The 23,435-nt window shown below is 69.3% G+C and carries 15 protein-coding genes; 9 read left to right on the top strand and 6 right to left on the bottom strand.

Going from position 1 to position 23,435, the window contains the following annotated elements; genetic code table 11:
* Nucleotides 1–4: 4 nt before the first annotated feature.
* The 4 genes from JJ685_RS17860 to JJ685_RS17875 all read right to left on the bottom strand — a co-directional run bounded on the left by JJ685_RS17860 (nucleotide 5) and on the right by JJ685_RS17875 (nucleotide 9,233).
* Entirely contained in the window at nucleotides 5–664 is a 660-nt protein-coding gene (locus JJ685_RS17860) for an SCO family protein (RefSeq protein WP_201675670.1), read from the bottom strand.
* A gap of 14 nt (nucleotides 665–678) precedes the next feature.
* Complete coding sequence (locus tag JJ685_RS17865) at nucleotides 679–1,314, bottom strand: SCO family protein (protein WP_201675671.1); 636 nt, start codon at nucleotides 1,312–1,314, stop codon at nucleotides 679–681.
* Nucleotides 1,315–1,319: 5 nt separating this feature from the next.
* Nucleotides 1,320–3,284: a YncE family protein gene (locus JJ685_RS17870; protein WP_236599094.1), complete on the bottom strand. Its 1,965-nt coding sequence runs from the start codon at nucleotides 3,282–3,284 to the stop codon at nucleotides 1,320–1,322.
* A gap of 93 nt (nucleotides 3,285–3,377) precedes the next feature.
* Nucleotides 3,378–9,233, bottom strand: a complete 5,856-nt coding sequence (locus JJ685_RS17875; RefSeq protein ID WP_236599095.1) for a cupredoxin domain-containing protein — start codon at nucleotides 9,231–9,233, stop codon at nucleotides 3,378–3,380.
* Between the two features lie 429 nt (nucleotides 9,234–9,662).
* Between JJ685_RS17875 and JJ685_RS17880 the strand changes: the two genes are divergently transcribed.
* From JJ685_RS17880 to JJ685_RS17915, 8 genes are read left to right on the top strand one after another with little or no spacing between them, the layout of a single operon-like run.
* On the top strand, nucleotides 9,663–10,724 hold the full coding sequence (locus tag JJ685_RS17880; RefSeq protein ID WP_201675672.1) for an ATP-NAD kinase family protein: 1,062 nt from the start codon (nucleotides 9,663–9,665) through the stop codon (nucleotides 10,722–10,724).
* A gap of 17 nt (nucleotides 10,725–10,741) precedes the next feature.
* Nucleotides 10,742–11,725, top strand: a complete 984-nt coding sequence (locus tag JJ685_RS17885) for a thiamine pyrophosphate-dependent dehydrogenase E1 component subunit alpha (protein WP_201675673.1) — start codon at nucleotides 10,742–10,744, stop codon at nucleotides 11,723–11,725.
* A 17-nt stretch (nucleotides 11,726–11,742) separates the two neighbouring features.
* Nucleotides 11,743–12,759 (top strand): alpha-ketoacid dehydrogenase subunit beta, encoded by a 1,017-nt coding sequence (locus tag JJ685_RS17890; protein ID WP_201675674.1) that lies wholly within the window; start codon nucleotides 11,743–11,745, stop codon nucleotides 12,757–12,759.
* The gene (locus JJ685_RS17895; RefSeq protein WP_201675675.1) at nucleotides 12,759–13,874 is read left to right on the top strand and encodes an acetoin dehydrogenase dihydrolipoyllysine-residue acetyltransferase subunit; all 1,116 of its coding nucleotides are present in this window, start codon (nucleotides 12,759–12,761) and stop codon (nucleotides 13,872–13,874) included. The genes JJ685_RS17890 and JJ685_RS17895 overlap by 1 nt, the downstream gene beginning before the upstream one ends.
* 23 nt (nucleotides 13,875–13,897) lie before the next feature.
* Nucleotides 13,898–14,599, top strand: a complete 702-nt coding sequence (locus tag JJ685_RS17900) for a lipoyl protein ligase domain-containing protein (protein WP_201675676.1) — start codon at nucleotides 13,898–13,900, stop codon at nucleotides 14,597–14,599.
* Between the two features lie 44 nt (nucleotides 14,600–14,643).
* Nucleotides 14,644–16,599: a sigma-54-dependent Fis family transcriptional regulator gene (locus JJ685_RS17905; protein WP_201675677.1), complete on the top strand. Its 1,956-nt coding sequence runs from the start codon at nucleotides 14,644–14,646 to the stop codon at nucleotides 16,597–16,599.
* A 23-nt stretch (nucleotides 16,600–16,622) separates the two neighbouring features.
* A complete protein-coding gene (locus JJ685_RS17910) occupies nucleotides 16,623–17,378 on the top strand; it encodes an SDR family NAD(P)-dependent oxidoreductase (RefSeq protein ID WP_201675678.1) in 756 nt (251 codons plus the stop codon).
* Between the two features lie 11 nt (nucleotides 17,379–17,389).
* Nucleotides 17,390–18,331 (top strand): acetamidase/formamidase family protein, encoded by a 942-nt coding sequence (locus tag JJ685_RS17915; protein WP_201675679.1) that lies wholly within the window; start codon nucleotides 17,390–17,392, stop codon nucleotides 18,329–18,331.
* A 64-nt stretch (nucleotides 18,332–18,395) separates the two neighbouring features.
* On the opposite strand, the gene JJ685_RS17920 is transcribed toward JJ685_RS17915, so the two are convergent.
* Together JJ685_RS17920 and JJ685_RS17925 are read right to left on the bottom strand one after the other, a co-directional pair.
* Nucleotides 18,396–18,854: a cyanophycin metabolism-associated DUF1854 family protein gene (locus JJ685_RS17920; RefSeq protein ID WP_236599096.1), complete on the bottom strand. Its 459-nt coding sequence runs from the start codon at nucleotides 18,852–18,854 to the stop codon at nucleotides 18,396–18,398.
* A 2-nt stretch (nucleotides 18,855–18,856) separates the two neighbouring features.
* Nucleotides 18,857–21,100, bottom strand: a complete 2,244-nt coding sequence (locus tag JJ685_RS17925) for a cyanophycin metabolism-associated ABC transporter (protein ID WP_201675681.1) — start codon at nucleotides 21,098–21,100, stop codon at nucleotides 18,857–18,859.
* Nucleotides 21,101–21,239: 139 nt separating this feature from the next.
* Here JJ685_RS17925 and JJ685_RS17930 point away from each other — a divergent pair, with 139 nt between their 5' ends.
* Complete coding sequence (locus JJ685_RS17930; RefSeq protein WP_201675682.1) at nucleotides 21,240–23,432, top strand: cyanophycin synthetase; 2,193 nt, start codon at nucleotides 21,240–21,242, stop codon at nucleotides 23,430–23,432.
* The last annotated feature ends 3 nt before the right edge of the window (nucleotides 23,433–23,435 follow it).

Below are 23,435 nucleotides of genomic sequence, written 5' to 3' on the forward strand. Positions count from 1 at the left end.
TGGATCAGTGCGCCCCCGCCGGCGGGGCCGCGCCCGGCGCCTTGCCGCCGGTGGCGACGAGGCGCGCCGCTTCGGCGATGGCCTTGGGCGGCAGGTTGGGCAACATGCGGCGCATGCGCCTGGCGTCGACGTCCATGATGTACAGCACCGTGGCGTGCTCCTCGGCGTTCTCCGAGTAGACGCCCAGGCGCTTGAGGATCACGTCGACGTCTTCCTTGCGGCCGGTGAGGAAGGACCAGCCGGCCACGTTGGCGTTCTGCTTCACCGCGAAGGCCTTGAGCGCCTTGGGGGTGTCGCGCGCCGGATCGCTGGTGAGGGTGACGAAGGACACCTGCTTGCCGAACGCGCCGCCCAGCTCCTCGCGCACCTGCAGCAGCTGGTTGGTGATCAGGGGGCAGGCCTCGGTGCAGTTCGTGTACGTCACGTTCAGCACCACCGTGCGGCCCTTGAGCGCATCCGAGTAGAAGCGGACCTTGCGTCCGTCCTGGTCCACCAGGTCGGCATCGGTGAAATAGGCGCGCGGGTCGCGCGTGCCGGTGGTGACGGGTGCGCGGACCGCCGGGTCGGCGGCGGCCGGATTGCTGCCCGCGTGGTCGGTGTGCGCCAGCGCCGGGAATGCCAGCAGCGCCGTGGCCACGGCGGCCAGCAGCAGGTTCGTTCGCATCGGTCCCGTCCTTCCTAATTGTTCTTCGCCAGCGGCGCGCCCTCGCGCGCCGCCTGCAACTGCCCGACCCTGGCCAGCAGCTGGTCCGAGCTCGGGAAACCGAAGAACCTTGTCCATTCGCCGCTGCGGGGATCGCCCACCAGCACCACGGAAGGATGGTCCGCGAAATTCGGCGTGTACACACCGAGCGCGGTCAATACCTCGTCGATCGCCTGCTTGCGCCCGGTCAGAAAGCTCCAGCCGGGCCCGGCGTTGTATTGCGCCGCGTACGCCTTGAGCCGCAGCGGCGTGTCGCGCACGGGATCGACCGTGATCGTGACCAGCGCCACCTCGCGGCCGACCTTGTCCCCGAGCCGCTGCTGCAGGTCGGCGAAGAGCGCCGACAGGGGAGGGCACACGGTGGTGCAGGTCGTGTACACGAAGGTGACCAGCACCAGCCGGTCGCCCACGATGTCCGACTTGAAGCGTGCCGCCTTGCCGTGCTGGTCGACGACCAGGCTGTCGGGCAGCTTGATGCGCACCGTGCTCGGCGCGCGGGCTTCCTGCGCACCGTGGTGGGCACCGTCGTGGGCGCAGACTCCGGTCGCCACCGTGGTGAGCGCCAGCGCCGCGACCATGGCGAGCGCGCCCCGCAGGAAGGTGTGCTTCATGGCCGTCAACCCTTGCCGCCCGCCGCGCTGCGCGCGGTGGCCGGCGGCGCCGCCATCAGCGTGAAGAAGGGCAGCTTTCCATACGCCAGTTCCATCGAAGGAACGCCGACGTACACGTAGTAGGCACCGGGCTGCTCCAGCTGCATCTGGACCTCGTACACGCCCTTGCCGACTTCCTTCACCGGCGCCTCGCTGCGGCCGCGTCCCGGTGCCAGGAAGTACATGACGCGCGCATCCTTGATGCCGGCCTTCACCTGCCGCGTGGCCGGGTCGAGCAGCTTGAAGCGCAGCGCCAGCGCGCCGCCCGCGGTGACGTGGCGCGAGCGCTCGTCGAATTCCACCAGCAGGGGATCCGTCGTCCTGGCGATCGACGGATTGGCCTTGGCGTCCATCGCGAAGCAGTGCAGCAGCTTCGGGCTGTCCAGCATGAAGGCCACGTCGTACTTGCCGGACACGGGGATCCTCACGCGGCCGGCGTAGACGCCGGGTTCGACTTCCTTGAGGCTGCGGTCCACCACCGTCACCGCGCGGGGATTCGAACCGTAGACCCGGTAGTTGCTGGAAGGCGAGTTCATTCCCTCCATGTAGTAGTAGGTGGTGCCGTCGGCGGGGTTCACCACGAACACCGTGCCCTCGTTGGCGGCGGCGGCCACCGAGTCGGCGATCACCAGGTTGCCGGCGAGGTTGGGCGCCGTTTCGCCGGCGGCAAAGCTCTGCACGGTGGCGGTCTTGCCCTTGCCCAGGGTGGAAAGGTTGATCATGCTGACGCGCTCCGACCCGAGGGCGCGGACGAACGCGAAGGTCTTGCTGAAGGTGATCTGGTAGGGCTGCGCCTTGATCGGGACCTCCTGCACCAGCGTGTCGCTGGCGGTGTCCAGCACGTGCACCCGGTTCTCCGCCGTGTTGACGACCAGCGCGAAGCGCCCGTCCGGCGTCACCTTCAGCGGACCGAGCCCCGGCTTGGCCGCAACGCGGCTCGCCACGGCGAGCTTCTCGGTGTCGATCACGGTGACGACGCCCTCCTTGCCGTCGGCGACGTAGAGCCGGCGCGAGAGGGCGGAGTAGTCGAGGGCCAGCGGCATGGTCCCCGTCCTGATGTCCTTGACCTTGGTGCGCCGGGCGACGTCGATCACGCTCACGGTGCCGTCGTTGCGGTTGGAGACGAAGGCGTACCTGCTGTCCGCGGTGAACGCGAACTCGTGATGGCCCGCACCGGTGGCAATGAATCCGGCCGGCTTGAGGCTGGCGGTGTCGATCGCCGTCGCGCCGCTGTCCTTCGCCTCCGCCGCGTTGTTGCCGACCCACAGGTAGCGCTGGTCCGGCTGCAGCACGACGCGCATCGGGTCCTTGCCCGCCGCGACGTTGCCCGTGACCTTGAAGTTGTCGGTTTCGATCACCGCCACCTCGCCCGCCTTGGGCATGCTCACGAACAGGCGGCGCGAGTTGTCGTGCCGGGCCCAGTCGGCGCCGGGCCGCTTCAACAAGGTGGTGGCGAAGGTGCTGGTCACGCCGGCCATGGTCACCAGCGGGTCCACCACCGAAATGCTGGCGTCGTTGTTCATCAACACGACGAAATAGCTGTTCAGGTCCAGCATCGGCCGCATGCCGACGGCGCCCTTGAGGTAGAGCGCGACCTTGTCCTTGCAGGATTTCTGGTCGCTGCCGGCCTGTCCCTGGATATGGAACGCCATGTCCATCCAGGCGCCGGGGACCACGCCCCGCATCGGCTGGCCACTCGCTTCGTCGCTGATCTTGAAGCGCACGTCGGCGATGTCGCCTTCCATCACGCCCGCGCCCGGTTTTTCCACGGGCTGGGCCGAAAACTGCACCACCACGCCATTGCGCGCGAGGCGGTGGTCGCTGTCCGTATCCGCCGGCGTCGCCGGCGCATCCGCTGCCGCCCCGAGACGAAGAACGAGCGCGAGCATTGCGCCGATCGGGAGGGCCTTGGCCCCTTGCTGCAGCTTCATCGAGAACCCCTGTTGCCCGTTGCGGGCACAACTTCCGGCGAGATCCCGCCGGCGGCTTGCGCCGCCGGCGGGCTGCTTACTGCTGCTTGCTTGCTACTTCACGCGCATGATTCCCCACACGCCGCTGGCATTGCCGAACGCCGCCTGGTCACGCATCAGGTAGTCGCCGATCACGCCGTTGCCACCGCCTGCGCTGGGCAGGAAGACATCGAAGTGGCTCGACGGGGTCCAGCTTTCCTGGCCGCCGGTCGCGAAGCCTTGCGGATTCACGCCGAGTGCGCGGGAGCCGACCGACGTCATCAGGCAGGAACCTGTCAGCGTATTGCGCGCTTCGCCCGGGCAGATGTAGGGATCACGCTGCCACACGTGCCCGTGCAGGGCCAGGGTGGAGCCCCGCGTCGTGCCGTGCGGGTTGGTGATGTGCACCCGCGTCTGCTGGTTGCGGTTGGCCTGGAACACCGGCGTCACCGGATCGCCACCGACACCCGCCAGCGCATTGCTGTAGGCCAGTTCGGGATTGGCGATGTCGCCGTAGCACCCGGTCTGTCCCACCGCGCAGTGGCCGAACGGCGCCTGCGGCAGGATGCCGAAGCGGAACCACAGGGGTTCGGTGCCGTAGTTCAGCAGCATGCCGCTGGCCTCCTGGCTGTCTTCGGGGATGCCCACGCCTTCACCGTTCATGTGCTCGACGGGCGAGCCATCGCGGTAGTAGTGCGTGTTGCCCTTGGTCAGCACCAAGGAGAAGTCGCGGAAGGTGTTGGCACCGGCCGTGACGGTCGCCTGGCCGCGGGTTGCCCGCGTTCCGACTCCGTTCTGGTGGTTGAACACCAGCGTGTCTTCCACCCAGGTGGAGCCCGTCGGGTGGACCACCATGGTGCCGACCAGCGACTTGGCGCCTTGCTTGATGACATCCGCAGGCTGCAGGTTGAAGCCGCCGAACTCGATCGGCGTCGCCGTCACGGTCACCTGTCCGTTCAGGGGCGTGCCATTGAGGTCACCCACGTACCAGCGGTAGAACGTGCCGCCACCGGGGACCGCCAGCTGACGGCGTTCCGGGTTGGCACCTACCAGGCGGCCGTCGTCCTGCGTGACGTCGATGGCCACCAGTTGCGGGTGGATACCGACAAAACTCGACGGACGGATCAGGTTCTGGTCGAACCTCGTCGAACCCTCGGCACCGAGGCGGTTGCGCTTGGCAACGCCCTGCAGCGTGCTGTAGGTGGCCAGGTCGGGCACCAGCGCGGGCAGGTTGTTGTTCAGCTGGACCTGCAAGCAGTCGCCTGCCGCGGCACGGATCACCACCGGTTCGAGCGGCACGCCCGGCTTGAGCTTGCCTGCGACGAGATCGGCAGTGCGCACGTACACGATCGCGGTCGGATCATGCAGCGGGCCCTGGTGCGTCAGGTTGACCACCACGCCGTTGTCGGTGACGAAGTTGCCTGCCACCGTGGTGTTGCGATGGTTGTAAACCAGCGTGCCGCCGGCCGGATTCAGGGGTGCGCCGACATGCATGGTGCCGACCGGGCCCGCGGGGGCCACGGTGACGCCGAGCGTGTTGTCCAGGGCCACATTGGCCAGCACCGCCGTGATGTCATACGCGCGTACCGGCGCCGACTTCGGGCAGACCCCGTTGAAGTTCTGCTGGTTGCCGAAGGCCACCGGTCCGGTGTTGGGGCCGGGCAGCTTGAACAGGTCCGCGCGCAGCTGCTCGTAGGAGCGCATCACGCCCCACATGCCGCTCCACCAGCCGTCGTTGCCCGAGTCCATCGAGTAGGCGTAGTCCGCCAGCGGGCCGCGCGCGGCGTCCACCGGCAGGATCGGGCTGCGCAGCGTGAACTGCTCGGAGATGCCCGCCGCCTGCGCATTGCGCCAGCCGGAGTTCGGCGACGTGCCGTGGCCCGAGCCACTCTGCAGCCACTTGACGCCGTGGATGGTCGCGTTGTGCTCCTCCTCGTGGCCGCCGGCCTGGATCTTCACCCGCACGACGTCACCCTGATAGGTGCGCATCATGGGCGTGAAGGGGTCGCCGCCGGTGAAGCCGGCCGCGTTGATGTGCGGCGGGAACTTCGTGCCGTTGATCACGGTGCTGCCGTTCGGCATGACGTTCAGTTGCGGAATCACGCGGTCGGTGCGCGACTGCAGCGCGAAGGCGAGGTCGCCCGGCTTTCCGGCGGCCTGCATGCCCGGCTTGCCGTCCGGCCCGATCTTGTTCGGATCGAACACGCGCAGCGCGACCGGCTCCATGCGGTAGTTCACCACCAGCACGCCCGGGTCCTGCACGTCGATCGCCTGCGGGCAGGGTCGCGACGGACAGAAGTTGTTGAGCGCGTTGTTGGCCGTGTTCTGCACTTCGAGCACGAGGTCCGGGAATACCGGGGTGATCTGCTGGCGTGCCGGCGGGTTGATGGCGAACCGGAATGCATTCGCCGTGTTGCCGTCGAACTGCGCGTTGCCCGCGTTCAGGACCACCGGCGGCAGGCCCGCTCCGGTGCCCACGAGCGGCAGGCCGTCCTGCCCCGCGCCCATGTACACGCCGGCCTCATAGGCGTGCTGGAAGTCGCTGAACTCGAAGTAGAACTCGCGGTAGGGCGTGAGCGCTTCGCTCTTGACGGTGCTGCCGCCGGTGGCGGTGGCGGGCGTCAGGATCGCCGCCTGCCAACTCGTCGGGCCGCCGTCGCTGAACTGCGAGCCGTCCGTGTTGGTGTCGGTGCGCGCCGGGGCGCCGCTGACGGGGTCGTACCCCAGTTGCTGGCCGGTTTCGTTCATCACCCAGCGCGAGCCGGCGGGCTCGGCGAGCAGCGTCGAATACAGGCCGATCTGCTGGTGCGTCGAGGGACCGTAGTGGTCGTGCGTGAACACGATGCCCAGGCCGCGGTCCACGCCCTCGGTGTTGACCACCGGGTCGGTGAACCAGCGTTCCATCGTCGTGCGCGCGCCCCTCCATTCCTCGGGGAAGCGGCCGCCGAGTTGCGCGGCAACCTTGCCCCAGTACGGGTGGTCCTTCGCCACCGGGCAGGCGCCGGTGCCGTCACGCGGGTCGCCGGACTCGACGCCGGTACAGGCGTTGAACCTGCGGATCGCAAGGATGCGCTCGCGGATCACGCTGGCGGCCATCGTGCCATCCTCGAAGTTCCAGCCGTTGGCCGCGCCGTCGGTGGTGGTCAGGTCCCACTTGGGCAGGTGGATGTGCTGGCCGATGATGTCGGTCGGCGTGCGCACCTGGTAGTCGTCGATCTCGTACACGCCGGGCACCAGGTTGCTGTGGTGGTAGACCGTGCAATCGAACGTGTTGGCGCGGAAGACGAGCGGCTCGGGCGGCTTCGTCTTGGTGATGATCGGAGCCACGTCCTGCCACAGCGCGACGATGCGCTGCTGCGGGAAGTGGTAGCCGGTCTTGTTCAGCACCGCGTCGAACTGCATGTTGGTGCCCTTGTAGATCCGCGGCGAGTCCGAGTTGAAGATGCTCGACCCGTGCGTGTTCATCCCGGTGAGGCTGTCACCGGAGAAGAACGAGCCGACCACGCCGGGCTTCAGCACGACACCCGTGTCGTCGATGCAGGGGTTGTGGAAGGGCGCGCCCACCACCGGACCACCGCTGCCGTTGGTCACGAACGTCGCCTGCGTGGCAACGCCGTTCATGTCCAGCTTGTAGGTGGCATGTTCACGCACGGCGTGGAACGCCATCGCGACCTGCTCGAGGTCGGTGCCTTCCTCGGGGAAGTACACCGGCACGGCCTTCACGAATTCCTTCGAGAAGTCGAGCCGCGCGGTCACGGTGTTGGTGGCGGCGCCGGCGGCGTACCCCTTCATCGCATGGCGCGGCAGGCCACCGTCGAATCCGTCGGCCTGGGCCGGCTGCAGTTGCGACCAGAGCGCCTTGCCCGAAGCCTTGAGCTCCTGCGCCTTGGCCTTGGTGAGCATGTCCAGCGGCGGAGTGGGCGGCCGGTGGCCGATCGTGTCCTCCATGCCGGCAACCCAGAACGGGTACCCCGGGTTCTTGCTGCGGTCGACCACCTTGGCCAGCGAGCCCAGCGGCTTGCCGTTGAAGGTGGAAGCCAGCGGATTGGTCACCACCGTGACCTGCGCCGGCATGGGCGCGAGTCCCTTGCCTGGCAGCGGCACGAGGGCCGGGATCGGCGTGCCGGCGACGATCTCGCCATCGGGATAGGCGCGCGCGCCGGCGGCCGGCGTCGTGTTGCCCAGTGCCCAGACCGTCGTGTGGTAGCCCGTCCCCGACGCGGCCAGCCTGGTGCCGGTGCTGAACGTGTCGTTGTTGCGCCAGTGGTACCACATGCCCTGCGCGAAGTGAGGGTAGAAGTGGCAGTGGAAGATCGCGTCACCGGCGGACTTGTTGCGGTTGCCCGAGCCGCCGAAGTTGATCTCGTACGTGTAGCCGGCCCCCGGGCCGATGCCTTGCGCATCGAGGTAGTTCGCGTTGTCGTCGTTCGGGTTGAACAGCCACTGGTGGTTGTGCAGGTGGAAGACGTGCTGTTCCTTCCCGATGTGGGTATTGCGGAACTTCACGAAGTCGTTGATGTAGCTGTGATGCACGTTGGCCGCGTCTTCCGCGCCGATCACGTAGTTCGCCTTGGGCCCCTGGGTGCCGGGTGGCGGAACCTGGCCGGGCAGCAGGCTTTCGAGGCCGACGTTGGCGGGAATGTCGACGGTCAGCGCCGGGTCGTTCAGCGCGTGCGAGGTCAGGAAGAACTCCTCGTACGCACAGTCCGCGCAGTCGCTGGTGGGGCCGACCCCCAGGCGGTTGGCGATGATCTCGGAGCCGATGCCGCCCGATCCGTAGTTGATCATGAAGGCGTCCTTGACGCCCTCGAGCACGTAGCGGAACACCGGGTCGTTCTTGTAGAACCCGGGGAACGCCTGGCCGTTGGCGGTCTCGTCATGGAACACCGAGGCGAAGTCGCGGAACGGCTCCAGCCGGTTCGGCACCGTGGGATTGCGCTTGCCGACCGACTCCAGCGGGTAGGTGCTGGGCGGGAAGGCGCCGCCATTGGGGCCGGCGATCACCGCGTTGATTTCCGAATGCACGATCTCGCACGCCGTGGCGGTGGCGCACTTCATCATGTTCAGGATCGGCAGGCCGGCCTTGCCTTCCGCCGTCCACGGGTTGCCTGCAGGGTAGGTCGCTTCGTAGCGGATGCGGGGCTGCCCGTCGGGCGTCAGTTCGGCGGCGCTCAGGATGCCGTCGCCGTTGACGTCCGCCGACAGGCGCATTTCTTCCTCGAACACCTGGCCGCGGTAGATCTTCGCGTCGGTGGGCTCGACGATCAGCTGGCCGAACAAGCCATTGGAGGAATTGCCCTGGTTGCCGTCGGAGCCGACCACTGCGCCGCCGCTGGTGACGTTGAAGACGCCTTCCTTGCTGGCATACAAGCGGTAGCTCTTGCTTGCACCGGGCGCGACAAGACTGCTTACGTTGGCGCCGGTGTTGCTTCCGTCGTCAGCGATGCTGTCGACGAGCTCCATGCCCGATGCATGGAAGCCGACGAAACGGCCCCTGACCTGCTCGTCGAGGAACACCGTGTGCTTCTGTCCCGAAGGTTCGGTCAGCGGCACGTTGAGCGGGTTCGCCGCGGCAGTCAGCAGGTTCTGCAGGTTCACCGTGAGGCAATCGCCCACGCGCACGCGCAGCACCAGCGGCCGGTGCCGCTTGTCTGGACGCAGGTCCAGCTTGCCCGGGGTTGCGGCGCCCGTCACCGTCAGCGGCGACTGGGTGCTGGTGTTGATGACGTCGCGCTTGAGCGCGAACATCATGCCGTTGACGTTGCCGGCGCCGAGCCGGTTGTACATCAAGGGCTTGTCGAATGCGACGACGTTCGCGGTCACCTGCCGCTGGCAGGTGATGGCCGCCTGCGCATCGGGCGCCATCGCCGCTGCCAGCGCCGCCAGGCCGGTCAGTGCGAACGCATGCGCAGTGCGTTTCCAGCGTCGCAACTTAGGCGGACTGACCGTGGTTGAAAGACGCCAGATTCCCTCATGCCGTTCACACATGATCACCTCCTCGAAGTGGGGTAACTGCCTGGGGTAAGCCCTGCGAACCATCGACCGCCCTCGCGCCGGCCGAGAAGAAAACTCGTAAACAGGGGTGTGTAAAGTAGTAGGGGGTGCTGGGCTTTTCCTTGACGCAAGTCACGGTAAAGGAGGTCCCAAAACGTACCAGCTCGGCAGTTCGCGCGCGGGTGCAAGAGCCCGGAGTCGATCCGTCCGCGACGACTGCCAGTCACATCCCCCGTGACAGCCGCGTCTCAGCGTGACGCCGTGGGATGCGGGACCGTTCGTCGACTCCCGCACGTACTACGAATGATTTCGGCGCCGTGCCCGCAGGGGTCCCGTTTGGCATGGCTCTTGCGCCGATGCGACCCCATGTCAACGCCCACGCTCGGCATCATCGCGAACCCCGTTTCCGCGCGCGACATCCGCCGCGTCGTCGCGCATGCCGGCAACCTGCAGATCAGCGAGCGGGTGAACATCGTCATCCGCGTGCTGCAGGCCGCGCGCGCTGCCGGAGTTCAACGCGTGCTGCTGATGCCCGATCGCTCCGGCATCCGGGCCTTGCTCGATCGCCACCTGAAGCGCGGCGACACGGAGTTGCCGGAGCTCGAGCTGCTCGACATGGAGCCGACTTCGACGGTGGAAGACACCTTCGCGGCGACGCGCCTGCTGCAGCGCGCCGGCGTGGCGGCCATCATCGTGCTGGGCGGCGACGGCACGCATCGGGCCGTGGTGCGCGAGCTGGTTGCCGGAGCCGATGCCACCCTTTCCGCGCTGCCGATCGCCGGCTTGTCGACCGGCACCAACAACGCCTTTCCCGAAATGCGCGAGCCCACGATCACGGGCCTGGCGGCCGGCCTCTACGCGATGGGCCGGCTCGACGCCGGCGAGGCGTTGCTGCCGAACAAGCTCATCGAGGTGAGCATCCTGAATGGCGCGGGGGCGCCGCGGCGGGACATCGCCATCGTCGATGCGGTGGTCACGCAGGACAGGACGGTCGGCGCCCGCGCGCTGTGGAAGCCGCAATCGCTGGCGGCCGCCTACTTCGCATTCGCCGAGCCCGAGGCGATCGGGCTGTCGTCCATCGGCGGGCTGCTGCAGCCGGTGGGTCGCCGCGACCCGGGGGGGCTCTCCGTGCAACTGGCAACCGACGCGCGCCATGCGCTGCTGCACCTGAACGCGCCGATCGCGCCGGGTCTCGTGCGCCCCGTGGCCGTGGCGAGCTGGCAGCGCATGGTGGCCGATGAGCCGCAGGCCGTGAGCGCCGAGGCCGGCAGCGTCGCGCTCGACGGCGAACGCGAACTCACCTTCGATCCCGGCGAACGCGTGACGATGACGTTGCGCGAAGACGCCTTCCACACGCTCGACGTGAAGCGCTGCATGGCTGCAGCCGCGCGCGACGGGCTGCTGACGACCCGCATTCCCAACCCCTGACGACGAGGAGACACGCCATGGCAGTCCATCCGTTACCGCTCCCGAAGGAGCAACTCCTGCAGGCCTATCGGACCATGCGCACGATCCGGGAATTCGAGGAGCGGCTGCACGTGGACTTCGGCCGCGGCGACATCCCGGGCTTCGTGCACCTGTATGCCGGCGAGGAGGCGGCAGGCACGGGGATCATGATGCACCTGGGGGACGGCGACCGTATCGCGAGCACCCACCGCGGCCACGGCCACTGCATCGCCAAGGGCGTGGACGTGCGCTCGATGATGAAGGAGATCTACGGCCGCAAGGGCGGCGCCTGCGAAGGCAAGGGCGGCTCGATGCACATCGCCGATCTCGACAAGGGCATGATGGGCGCCAACGGCATCCTCGGTGCCGGCGCGCCCCTCGTATGCGGCGCCGCGCTCGCCGCGAAGTACCGCGGCAAGGGCGAAGTGGCGGTCAGCTTCGTGGGCGACGGCGCCAGCAACCAGGGGACCTTCCTCGAAAGCCTGAACCTGGCGGCGGTGTGGAACCTGCCGGCCCTCTTCGTCGTCGAGAACAACGGCTATGCCGAGAGCACCTCGCGCGATTACGGCGTGGCGGTGGACAGCTACGTCGATCGCGCCGCGGGCTTCGGCTTGCCGGGCGTCACCGTGGACGGCACCGACTTCTTCGCGGTGCACGAGGCAGCCGGCGAGATCATCGCCCGCGCCCGCAAGGGCGGCGGCCCCGCGCTGCTGGAATGCAAGATGGTCCGCTTCTACGGCCACTTCGAGGGCGATGCGCAGACCTACCGCGGTGCAGGCGAAGTGGAGCAGATCCGCGCCGACCACGACTGCCTGAAGAAGTTCGCCGCGGCCGTCACGGCCTCCGGCGTCATCACGGGCGAGGAGCTGACGGCGATCGACCACGAGGTGCTGGGCCTCATCGAGAACGCCGTCGTGGAAGCCAAGGCCGCACCCTTGCCCACCGCGGCCGACCTCACCACCGACGTGTACGTCGCGTATTGAGCTTCGAGGAGAACGACATGGCACGCAAGATCAGCATGAAGCAGGCGATCAACGAGGCGCTGGACCAGGAGATGACCCGCGACCCGACCGTCGTCCTGATGGGCGAGGACATCGTCGGCGGCGCCGGCGGCAACGGAGAGCGTGACGCCTGGGGCGGCGTGCTCGGCGTCACCAAGGGGCTCTACGCCAAGCATGGCGACCGGCTGCTCGACACGCCGTTGTCGGAATCGGCTTATGTGGGCGCGGCCATCGGCGCCGCCGCCTGCGGCATGCGCCCGGTCGCCGAGCTGATGTTCATCGACTTCATGGGCGTGTGCTTCGACCAGATCTACAACCAGGCCGCCAAGTTCAGGTACATGTTCGGCGGCAAGGCGCAGACGCCGGTGGTGATCCGCACGATGGTCGGCGCGGGCTTCCGCGCTGCCGCGCAGCACTCGCAGATGCTCACGCCGCTGTTCACCCACATCCCCGGGCTGAAGGTGGTGTGCCCGAGCACTCCCTACGACACCAAGGGCCTGCTCATCCAGGCGATCCGCGACAACGACCCGGTGATCTTCTGCGAGCACAAGAATCTCTATGGCTTCGAAGGCGAAGTGCCGGAGGCCAGCTACACGATTCCGTTCGGCGAGGCCAACGTCGTGCGCGAAGGCAGGGACGTCACCATCGTGACCTACGGCCTGATGGTGCACCGTGCGCTCGATGCCGCCGCCGCACTGGCCAAGGACCGCGTCGAGGCGGAGGTGATCGACCTGCGCACTCTGAGTCCGCTCGACATCGACACCGTGCTGGAGAGCGTCGAGGCGACCGGGCGCCTGGTGTGCGTCGACGAGGCCAACCCGCGCTGCAGCATCGCGGCGGACGTCTCGGCGCAGGTGGCGCAGCAGGCGTTCGCGGCGCTCAAGGGCCCGATCGAGATGGTGACGCCGCCGCATGCGCCGGTGCCGTTCTCGCCCGCGCTGGAAGACCTGTACCTGCCGGGCGCGGCGCAGATCGTGGCGGCGGTGCACCGCACGATGCAGGGGGGAAGGCACTGATGGCCGGGCAGATCACGCCGCTCGTGATGCCGAAGTGGGGCCTCGAGATGCGGGAGGGGACGGTCGCCGGCTGGCTGGTCGGGGAGGGCACGCGCATCGAGGTCGGCACGCCCGTCATCGATGTCGAGACCGACAAGATCTCGAATGCGGTGGAAGCGCCCGACCCCGGCCTGCTGCGGCGGCAGGTCGCGAAGAACGGCGAGCGGCGGCCCGTCAAGGCGCTGCTCGGCGTGCTGGCCGAGGCCGAAGTGCCCGATGCCGAAATCGACGCCTACATCGCGGCCTACGAGGTGCCGGCGGCCGGTGACGAAGCCGGGGAGGCGGGCCCCGCCTACGACTGGGCCGAGGTGGATGGCATCCGCGTGCGCTATGCGCGGCGCGGCCCGGACACCGGCGTGCCGGTGCTGTTCCTGCACGGCTACGGCGGCGACCTGGGCAACTGGCTGTTCAACCTCGATGCGCTGTCGGCCGCGGCTCCCGTGATCGCGCTCGACCTGCCGGGGCACGGGCAGTCGGATGCCAGGTTGCCGGGCACCTCGCTGGCGGATCTCTCCGCCTTCGTCGCCGCGTTCCTGGCGAAGATCGGCGTCGATCGCGTGCACCTGGTCGGCCACTCGATGGGGGGCGCCATAGGCGCGCAACTGGCGCTCGATCATCCGGAGCGGGTGGCATCGCTCGCCTTGATCAACCCGGCCGGCCTGGGGCCCGAGATCAACGGCGACTACACGCGGGGCTTTGCGCGCGCGAGTTCGCGCCGCGAGCTCAAGCCGGTGGTCGAACAGCTGTTTGCCACCCCTGCGATGGCCAGCCGCCAGATGGTCGACGACCTGCTGAAGTACAAGCGGGTGGACGGCGTGGGCGAGCTGCTCGATGCCTTGCAAGGCGCGCTCTTCGCAGCGGGCCGACAGGCCGACCTGCCGGCACTGCGATTGGCCGAACGTGGCCTTCCGCTGTTGGTGGTGTGGGGGGCGCAGGACCGTGTCATCCCGGCGGCGCATGCTGGCAATGCGCCGCCGTGGGCGACGGTGCAGGTGCTGGAAGGGGCAGGGCACATGGCGATGATGGAGAAGGCGAGCGAGGTGAACGCGCTGCTGAAGCGGCACATCGGGGCGTGAGCCGCGGGCCTTGGCGCGAAGTCGTGAACCTCCCAGTCTTCGAGTCCGTGACCATCCACGAGCAGCCGCTCGCAGGCGGCGTGGCGTGCGAATCCGACTGGATGGAGCGCTGCGCAGCGACCGGGAGTGCGGCGGCGCATCTGTGGCAGGCCCCGGTGGGGCTCGTCGTGCCGCGTCGCTACACGCTGCTCCCGGGCTGGGCGGCGGCGCGCGACGCGGCTGCCGGTGAACTCCAGGTGCGCTCCTCCGGCGGGGGGCTGGTGCCGCAGGGTCCCGGGGTCTGGAACCTGAGCCTCGTGTGGTCCGCGCCGAGTTCGGCGCCCGTCGATACCTCCGGCGTGTATCTCGCGCTGTGCGCTGAGCTGGCGGCGGCCTTCGCGCAGCTGGGCATCGTGGCCACGCCGCAGCCGGTGACGGGCTCGTTCTGCGACGGCCGCTACAACCTCGCCGTCAATGCACGCAAGCTGGTCGGCACCGCGCAGGCCTGGCGCCGCCTGGCGGGGCGGCCGGTGGTGCTGGCGCATGCGGTGATCGTGGTCGATGCCGCCCCCGAGCGGCTGACCGCGCAGGCCAACGCCTTCGAGGCGGCGCTCGGCAGCGACACGCGCTACCGCGCCGATGCGCTCACCAGCGTGGCCATCGAGGCGGGAGACCCGCAGGTGGCGCGTCGCGCCCTGCTTGCCGTCGCGGCCCGGTTCGGACAAGCCCCTTCGCACCCCGGCTGAGGGGGTGTACATTGTCGGCCCCTTGAGCGCGTCGGAGGTTCCGCATGGAAACGCTGCAGCGCGAACACATCCATGCCGTCATGCGGCTGGCCGGGGAAGGCATGCCCCTGGCGGACGCGCCTGCGCCGGATCCCGTCATCCGCGAGAGCTGGACGCGCTGCGTGCACGAGCACCACCTCGATCCGACGCGCATGCAGGAGGCGATCATCCTGCCGTCGCACGTGGTGCGGGAGCACCAGGAACGCCTCGAGGAACTGCTGCACATCGCCCGCCACGGCCTCGAAGCGCTCTACCAGCAGGTGGCCGGCCTCGGCTATTGCGTGCTGCTCACCGATGCGCGCGGCGTGACGGTCGACTTCATCGGCGACCTGCAGCTGGATGTGTCGCTGCGCCATGCGGGCCTGTACCTCGGCAGCGACTGGAACGAGCAGCATGCCGGCACCTGCGGCGTCGGCACCGCCATCGCGACCGGGCAGGCGCTCACCGTGCACCAGGGCGACCATTTCGACGTCACCCACATCCCGCTCACCTGCACCGCGGCACCGGTGTACGACCCGCTGGGCGGCCTGAAGGCGGTGCTCGACATCTCGGCCCTCACGTCGCCGCAGGCCAAGAGCAGCCAGCAGCTCGCGCTGCAGCTGGTGAAGGTGTTCGCGCAGCGCGTCGAGAACGCCAACTTCCTGCGCTGGTTCCGCAAGCACTGGGTCCTGAAGCTGCATCCCTCGCCGGAGTTCGTCGAGATCAGCCCGGACCACCTGCTGGCGCTGGACGCCGGCGGGCGCATCGTCGGCCACAACCGTGCCGCGCAACTGCTGCTCGAAGCCGAGGCCGGCAGCCCGGTGCTCGGCCTGCCGTTCGACCAGTTGTTCGATGCACGCTTCGAGGAGCTGGGGCGCTACCTGCGCGCCATGCTCTCGGGTGACCAGCGTGCCGTGACGCTGGCGCGCAGCGGCCGCGTGCTGTTCCTGCATGCGGTGCCGCCGCCCGTGCGATGGAGCACGGCGCCGGCCGCCACGGTGGCGTCGCTGCCGGATGCGGGCGTGCCCGTTCCGCTGGCGCGCTTGTCGGGCGGGGACCCGGCGCTCGACCGGCAGATCCAGCGTGCGGCACGCCTGGTCGACACGACGATGAGCGTGCTGATCACCGGCGAAACCGGCAGCGGCAAGGAATACTTCGCCAAGGCCATGCACCAGGCCAGCCTGCGCCGCGGCAAGCCTTTCGTCGCCGTGAATTGCGCGGCCATCCCCGAGACCCTGATCGAGAGCGAGCTGTTCGGCTACCTGCCCGGCAGCTTCAGCGGCGCCGCGACCAAAGGCAAGCGCGGGCTGATCCAGGAGGCCGACGGCGGCACGCTGTTCCTCGACGAGATCGGCGACATGCCGCTCGCGCTGCAGCCGAGGCTGCTGCGCGTGCTGGCCGAGCGCGAGGTCATGCCCCTCGGCGGCGCGCGTGCGCACAAGGTGGACGTGCGGGTGATCTCGGCCACCCACGCCGACCTCGCCGCGCGCGTGCGGGAAGGGCGTTTTCGCGACGACCTGTACTACCGCCTGGCCGGCGCGCAGCTCGCCTTGCCGCCGCTGCGCCAGCGCCGCGACCTTCCCTGGCTCGCGCACAAGATGCTCGGCGAGCATCCGTCGCTGCCGAGGCTCAGCCCGGAGGCGGAGGCGTGGCTGCGTGCCTATGCCTGGCCGGGCAACCTGCGCGAACTGAAGAACGTCATGGCCTATGCCTGCGCGATGGCCGGGAAGGACGGCGTCATCGGACTGTCCGAACTGCCCGATGCGCTGATCGGCGGCGACGCGGCTGCGGCCGCGCCGGCCTCGGCCGCGTCGTCGATGCCGCCGGAGGCGCAACTGCTGCTGCAGTACCTGCGCGCGGCAGGCTGGAGCGTGAGCGCGGTCGCGCACCAGCTCGGCGTGGCGCGAATGACGGTGTACCGGCGCATGCAGCGCTGGGGCATCCGGCCGCCGGATCGCGCCGCCGAGGACCCCAGGATCTGAGCCAGCAGCAAAGGAGACACGCGATGGACCTCGGACTCAAAGGCAAGCGGGCACTCGTCACGGGCGGCAGCAAGGGCATCGGCCGGGCGATCGCCGAGACCTTCGCCGATGAAGGAGCCGGCGTCTCGCTCTGCGCGCGCAACCCCGGCGATGTCGAAACCGCGGTGGCCGCGCTGAAGAAGAAGGGCGTGCCGGCCTTCGGTCGCGCGATCGACGTCACCGATGCCGGTGCCCTGAAGGGTTGGATCGATGCCAGCGCCGAGGCGCTGGGCGGCGTCGACGTGCTGGTCTGCAACGTCAGCGCCCTGGCCGTCGGCGACTCGCCCGACACGTGGGCGAAGTCCTTCGCCACCGACATGATGCACACGGTCAACGCGGTGGCGGCCGCGGTTCCCTTCCTCGAAAAATCGGGCGGCGGTGCCATCGTCCTGATCTCCAGCGTCTCGGGCTTCGAGGTCGACTTCGCCGCGGGCTCGTATGGCGCGACCAAGGCGGCGCTGATCCACTACGCCAAGGGCCTGAGCCGCAAGCTCGTCGGCCAGGGCATCCGCGTCAACTGCGTGTCGCCGGGCAACACCTACTTCGAAGGCGGCATCTGGCAGAACATCGAGAAGAACATGCCGGACCTGTTCGCGTCGACGGTCGAGGCCAACCCGACGCACAAGTTCGGCACCGCACAGGAGGTGGCCAACGGCGTGGTGTTCCTCGCCAGCCCCGCCGCCAGCCGCATCTCCGGCGCCAACCTGGTGATCGACGGCGCGCTCACCGTCGCCGTCTGAAGGAGCAAGCCATGGCTGCACTGGCCGGTCACACGATCCACAAGGACCACATCCATCACGGCTGGAACAACGCATTCGCGCCCTGCCTGCGCATCGCGCCCGGCGAGACCATCGAGTTCCAGACGGTCGATGCGTCCTCCGGGCAGCTGACGCACGAGTCGACGGCCGCCGATCTCGAGCGGCTCGACCTCGCGCGCGTCAACCCGGTCACCGGCCCGGTCTACATCGACGGCGCCGAGCCGGGCGACGCGCTGAAGGTGACCGTGCTGTCGCTGCGGCCTTCGGGCTGGGGCTGGACCGGCAACATTCCGGGCTTCGGATTGCTGAGCAGCCAGTTCCCGCAGGCCCGCCTGCATCACTGGAACTACGACCCCGGGCTCGCGCCGGCGATGTACGGGCCCGGCGGCCGCGTGCCGCTGCGGCCGTTCACCGGAACGATCGGCGTGGCGCCCGCGGCGCCGGGCCTGCACAGCATCATTCCGCCGCGCAACGTGGGCGGCAACATGGATGCGCGCGATATCGCCGAAGGCGCCGAGCTGTACCTGCCGATCGAGGTGCCGGGCGCGCTTTTCTCGGTGGGCGACACGCATGCGGCGCAAGGCGACGGCGAGGTCTGCGGCACCGCGATCGAAAGCCCCATCGACGTCGTGCTGAAGTTCGAGCTGGTGAAGGGCGCGCGGCTGCGCATGCCGCGCTACGTGGTGCCCGGCCCGGTGACGAACCATTTCGACCGCAAGGGCTACGAAGTGACGACGGGCATCGGCCCGGACCTGATGGAAGGGGCGCGCGTGGCCGTGTCCGAGATGATCGATCTTCTCAGCAAGCGCTACGGCTACCAGCCGGTCGACGCGTACATGCTGTGCAGCGTCTGCGCCGACCTTCGGATCAGCTCCATCGTCGACGTGCCCCACTGGGTGGTGTCGTACTACTTCCCGCGGGTGGTGATCGAATAGGTGCCGGGGCGCGATGGGGCGGCCGTCCCGTCCCGGGGCTGGAAGACGGATCTTGTTCCCACGCTCACAGGAAGCGTTCGAGCAGCCCGCGCGAATGGCGGTCCAGCGCCAGCCGGTCGGCGATGCGGAAGTTGATCCCCTCGGCGCTGGCGATCAGCAGGGCACCCTCGCCCAGGCGACGGATGTCCTCCTCCCCCTTGAGCACGAAGCGGGTCGGCCCGCGGTCCGTCGTCACGTGCCAGGTGCTGGGGGTCGAGAAGCTGGAGACCGACTCGATGCGCTGCACCGTCGGCACGAACTCGCGGCCCGCCAGTTCCTGTTCGATCAGCGCGTGGGCCTCGCGCTGCAGCGCGCCCAGGTGGGGCACCCACGCGAGCTCGCGCCCCTCGGTGCTGACCAGCGACACGCCCTCCGCGGGGGCGGCCAGCGGGAAGGCCCGCACCGGCACCACGCCCTCGTGCACCGTGCCGTCGGGCAGCGTCAGCACCAGGCGGCCGAAGGGATTGCGTTCGAGCTGGAACATCGTCATTGCCCCGCGGGATGGGCCGCATGCGCCGGCGCCGGCAATTGGAGGTCGTCGCCGCCGCTGCCGTCGTCCTCGACCCGGCGCGCCTGGGCCTCGTAAAGCCGCCAATAGGATCCCTGCCTGGCCATCAGCTCGTCGTGCGGCCCGACCTCGACCACCCGGCCCCGGTCCATCACGACCAGCCGGTCGGCCTTGCGCAGTGTCGACAGCCGGTGCGCGACGGCGATGGTGGTCCGTCCCTGCACCAGGTTGTCCAGCGCCTTCTGGATCTCCGTCTCGGTCTCGGTGTCGACGCTGGAAGTGGCCTCGTCGAGGATCAGGATGCGCGGGTCGATCAGCAGCGCGCGGGCGATCGAGATGCGCTGGCGCTCGCCGCCGGACAGGCCCTGGCCGCGTTCGCCGACCATGGAGTCGTAGCCCAGCGGCAGGCGCAGGATGAACTCGTGCGCGTGCGCGGCGCGCGCCGCCGCCACGATTTCGGCCCGCGTCGCGTCCGGCCGCCCGTAGGCGATGTTCTCGGCGATGGTGCCGAAGAACAGGAACGGCTCCTGCAGCACCAGGCCGATGTGGCGCCGGTAGTCGGCCACGCCGAAGCGCCGGATGTCGATGCCGTCGACCTTGATCGCGCCCTCGCTCACGTCGTAGAAGCGGCAGATCAGGTTGACCAGCGTGCTCTTGCCCGAGCCGCTGTGGCCCACCAGGCCGATCATCTCGCCCGGGTGGATCGTCAGGTCCAGGTCGCGGATCACGCTGCGGTTGCCGTAGCGGAAGCCCAGGCCCTGCATGGCGATGGAGCCTTCCAGGGAATCGATCTTCACCGGGTGCGCCGGCTCGGGCACGTTGGAGACGTGGTCGAGGATGTCGAAGATCCGCTTGGCGCCGGAGGCCGCCTTCTGCGTGACCGACACGATGCGGCTCATGGAATCCAGCCGCGTGTAGAAGCGCCCGATGTAGGCGATGAATGCCGTCAGCACGCCCACCGTGATCTCGCCGCGGCTGACCAGCCAGATGCCGAAGGCCCAGACCACCAGCAGGCCCACGTCGGTCAGCAGCGAGACCGTGGGCGAGAACAGGCTCCAGGTCTTGTTGAGCCTGTCGTTCACGAGCAGGTTGGCCTGGTTGGCCTCGCGGAAGCGCTGCGCCTCGCGCTGCTCCTGCGCGAAGGCCTTGACCACGCGGATGCCGGGAATGGTGTCGGCCAGCACGCTGGTCACGTCGCCCCAGACCCGGTCGATCTTTTCGAAGCCGGTGCGCAGCCGGTCGCGCACGGCGTGGATCATCCACGCGATGAAAGGCAGCGGCAGCAGCGTCACCAGCGCCAGCCAGGGGTTGATCGAGAACAGGATCACCGCGGTCATGGCGAACATCAGGACATCGGTGGCGAAGTCGAGCGCGTGCAGCGACAGGAAGACCGAGATGCGGTCGGTTTCCGAGCCGATGCGCGAGACCAGGTCTCCGGTGCGCTTGCCGCCGAAGTAGTCCAGCGAGAGTTGCAGCAGGTGCTCGAAGGCCGTGGTGCGCAGGTCGGCCGCGATGCGCTCCGACACCAGGGCCAGCAGCCAGGTGCGAGCCCAGCCCAGGCCCCAGGCCAGCAGCGCCGAACCCAGCAGGCCCGACAGCAGCAGCAGCACGTAGCCCGGATCGATGCGCTGCCCGTTCTGGAACGGGATCAGCACCCGGTCCATCAGCGGAATGGTCAGATAGGGCGGCACGAGCGTCGCAGCGGTGGACGCGAGCGTCAATCCGAAGCCGATGGCGAGCTGCGTGCGGTAGGGGCGCGCGAAGCGGCCCAGGCGCAGCAGCACCCAGGTCGAGGGGGGGCGGGTGTCCTCGTCGGCTTCGTCTTCGTCGGTGGCTTCCTCCACCAGGGCGGGCTCGCCCGACTGAAGGCGCTCGAAACGGGCGACGAAGGCCAGCACTGCACGCTGCTGGGCCAGCGTGAAACGCCACAGGGCGAGCCGCCGCTCGCCGTCCATCAGTTCCAGCGTGCCGACGCCGGCGTGGTCGCCGTGGCGCAGCAGCAGGCCATCGGCCAGGCGCCAATCCGACCAGCTGCCGTCGACCCAGCTCAGCAAGCGGCGATCGGTCAGGGCCAAGCCGCCCGCCCCGAAACACATGGCCGGGTCCATGTCAACCTCGAGCGTGGCCAGCACGTTCTCATGGCTGGCGAGCCTGGTGGCGAGCGCCTTGCGCCAGTCTGGCGGCAAGCCCGGCATGGCCGCGACGGAGGAGGTGGATTGCATTCGACGTCGTGAGAAAGCCCTGGGCGTCATGCCCTGGCTGAACCGCGGATTTTCGCCGAAAGCCGGGCCGACCTGATCAGGCGGACAATGGAGCCCTGGCTGATCACCCGCCCGCGCTTTCCACCCACCGCGCCCGATCATGAGCAAGAAGAACGACATCCAACTGCTGCGCATCAACTACCTGCGCGGTCCCAACCTCTGGACCTACCGGCCGGTGCTCGAGGTCTGGCTGGACCTCGGCGAGCTGGAAGACTGGCCGTCGCACCGACTGCCCGGTTTCAACGACCGGCTGACCACGCTGCTGCCGGCGCTGATCGAGCATCACTGCGGCGTCGGTGAGCGCGGCGGCTTCCTGCAGCGCCTGCAGGAGGGCACCTGGGCCGGCCACGTGCTGGAGCACGTGGTGATCGAGCTGCTGAACCTGGCCGGCATGCCCACGGGCTTCGGCCAGACGCGCAGCACCTCGCAGCGCGGCGTCTACCGCATGGTGTTCCGCGCCCGCGACGAGCAGGTTGCGCGCAGTGCGCTTAGGCAGGGCCATCGGCTGCTGATGGCGGCGATCAACGACGAGCCCTTCGATGTCGCTGCAGCGGTCGCAGAGGTGCGCGAGCAGGTCGACGACTCGTACCTCGGCCCCAGCACCGCGGCCATCGTCGCGGCGGCGACCGACCGGCGCATCCCGCACATCCGCCTGAACGACGGCAACCTGGTGCAGCTGGGGTACGGCGCGCGCCAGCGCCGGATCTGGACCGCCGAGACCGACCGCACCAGCGCCATCGCCCAGGGCATCGCACGCGACAAGGACCTGACCAAGCGCCTGATCGCCGGCTGCGGCGTACCGGTGCCGGACGGCCGCGCCGTAAAGACGCCGGCCGAGGCCTGGGAAGCCGCACAGGACATCGGCCTGCCCGTGGTCCTCAAGCCCAGCGACGGCAACCACGGCCGCGGCGTCATGCTGGACCTGCGCACCCAGGCCGACGTCGAAGCCGCCTTCGAGGTCGCCGCCCGCCATGGCAGCGAGGTGCTGGTGGAGCGCTGCATCGCCGGCGACGAGCACCGGCTGCTGGTCATCGGCGGCAAGGTGGCGGCGGCGGCGCGCGGCGAGACCGCCTGGGTCACCGGCGACGGCCGTTCGACCGTGAGCCAGCTGGTCGACGCGCAGATCAACACCGACCCGCGCCGCGGCACCACCGAGGACCACCCCCTGAACCGCCTGGGGATCGAGGACGACGGAGCCATCCTGGCCGAACTGGCACGGCAGGGCCTGGCGCCCGCGACCGTGCCCGAGGCCGGACGCAAGGTGCTGATCCAGCGCAATGGCAACGTCGCGATCGACTGCACCGACCAGGTCCATCCCGAGGTCGAACACGTGGTCGCCCTGGCCGCACGCATCGTCGGCCTGGACATCGCCGGTGTCGACCTCGTGGCCCAGGACATCGGCCGCCCGCTGCACGAACAGGGCGGCGCCATCGTCGAAGTCAACGCCGGCCCCGGGCTGCTGGCGCACCTGAAGCCCGCGATCGGCAAGCCGCGTCCGGTGGGCCGCGCCATCATCGACACGCTGTTCCCCGAGGACAACGGCCACGCGCACGCCGGCCGCATCCCCATCGTCGGCATCGCCGGCACGCGCGACAGCACCCGCATCGCGCGGATGGTCGCCTGGCTCGCCCAGTTGCGCGGCCAGCGCGTGGGCCTGGCGTGCGCCGACGGCCTGTACCTCGACCGCCGCCGCCTGGCGTCCGGCGACGCGCGCCGCTGGGACGTGTCGCACCGCTTGCTGGTCAACCGCAACGTGCAGGCCGCGGTGTTCGAGAACGATGCCTGCACGGTGCTGCGGGACGGCCTGGCCTACGACCGCTGCACGGTCGGCGTGGTGACCGACTGCGATGGTTCCGAGACGCTGGCCGAGCTCGACATCCAGTCGCCCGACCAGATGCCCAAGGTGCTCCGCACCCAGGTCGACGTGGTGCTGGGCGACGGCGTGGCGGTGCTGAACGCGGCCGACGAGCGCGTCGCCGCGTTGGGGGCCTTTTGCGACGGCGAGGTCATGCTCTACGCGGCCGATCCGCAGACGCCAGCGCTGTTGGCGCACCGCGGCGGCGGCGCGCGCGGCCGCGCCGTCTTCCTGCACGACCGCCGCCCGGTGCTGGCCTCCGGCAGCGCCGAGACGCGGCTGGCCCCGCTGTCGCCAGCGGCGCGCGGCGGCATGGCCGACGAATCCCTGCTCGCCGTGATCGCCACCGCCTGGGCGCTGGACGTCCCGCCCGACCTGATCATCGCCGGCATCGAGACCTTCGACGCCCACAACGCCGCTTCCGCGCAGCCCGCCTGAATT

It is taken from the genome of Ramlibacter monticola, from assembly GCF_016722785.1.
GTDB lineage: Bacteria > Pseudomonadota > Gammaproteobacteria > Burkholderiales > Burkholderiaceae_C > Ramlibacter > Ramlibacter monticola.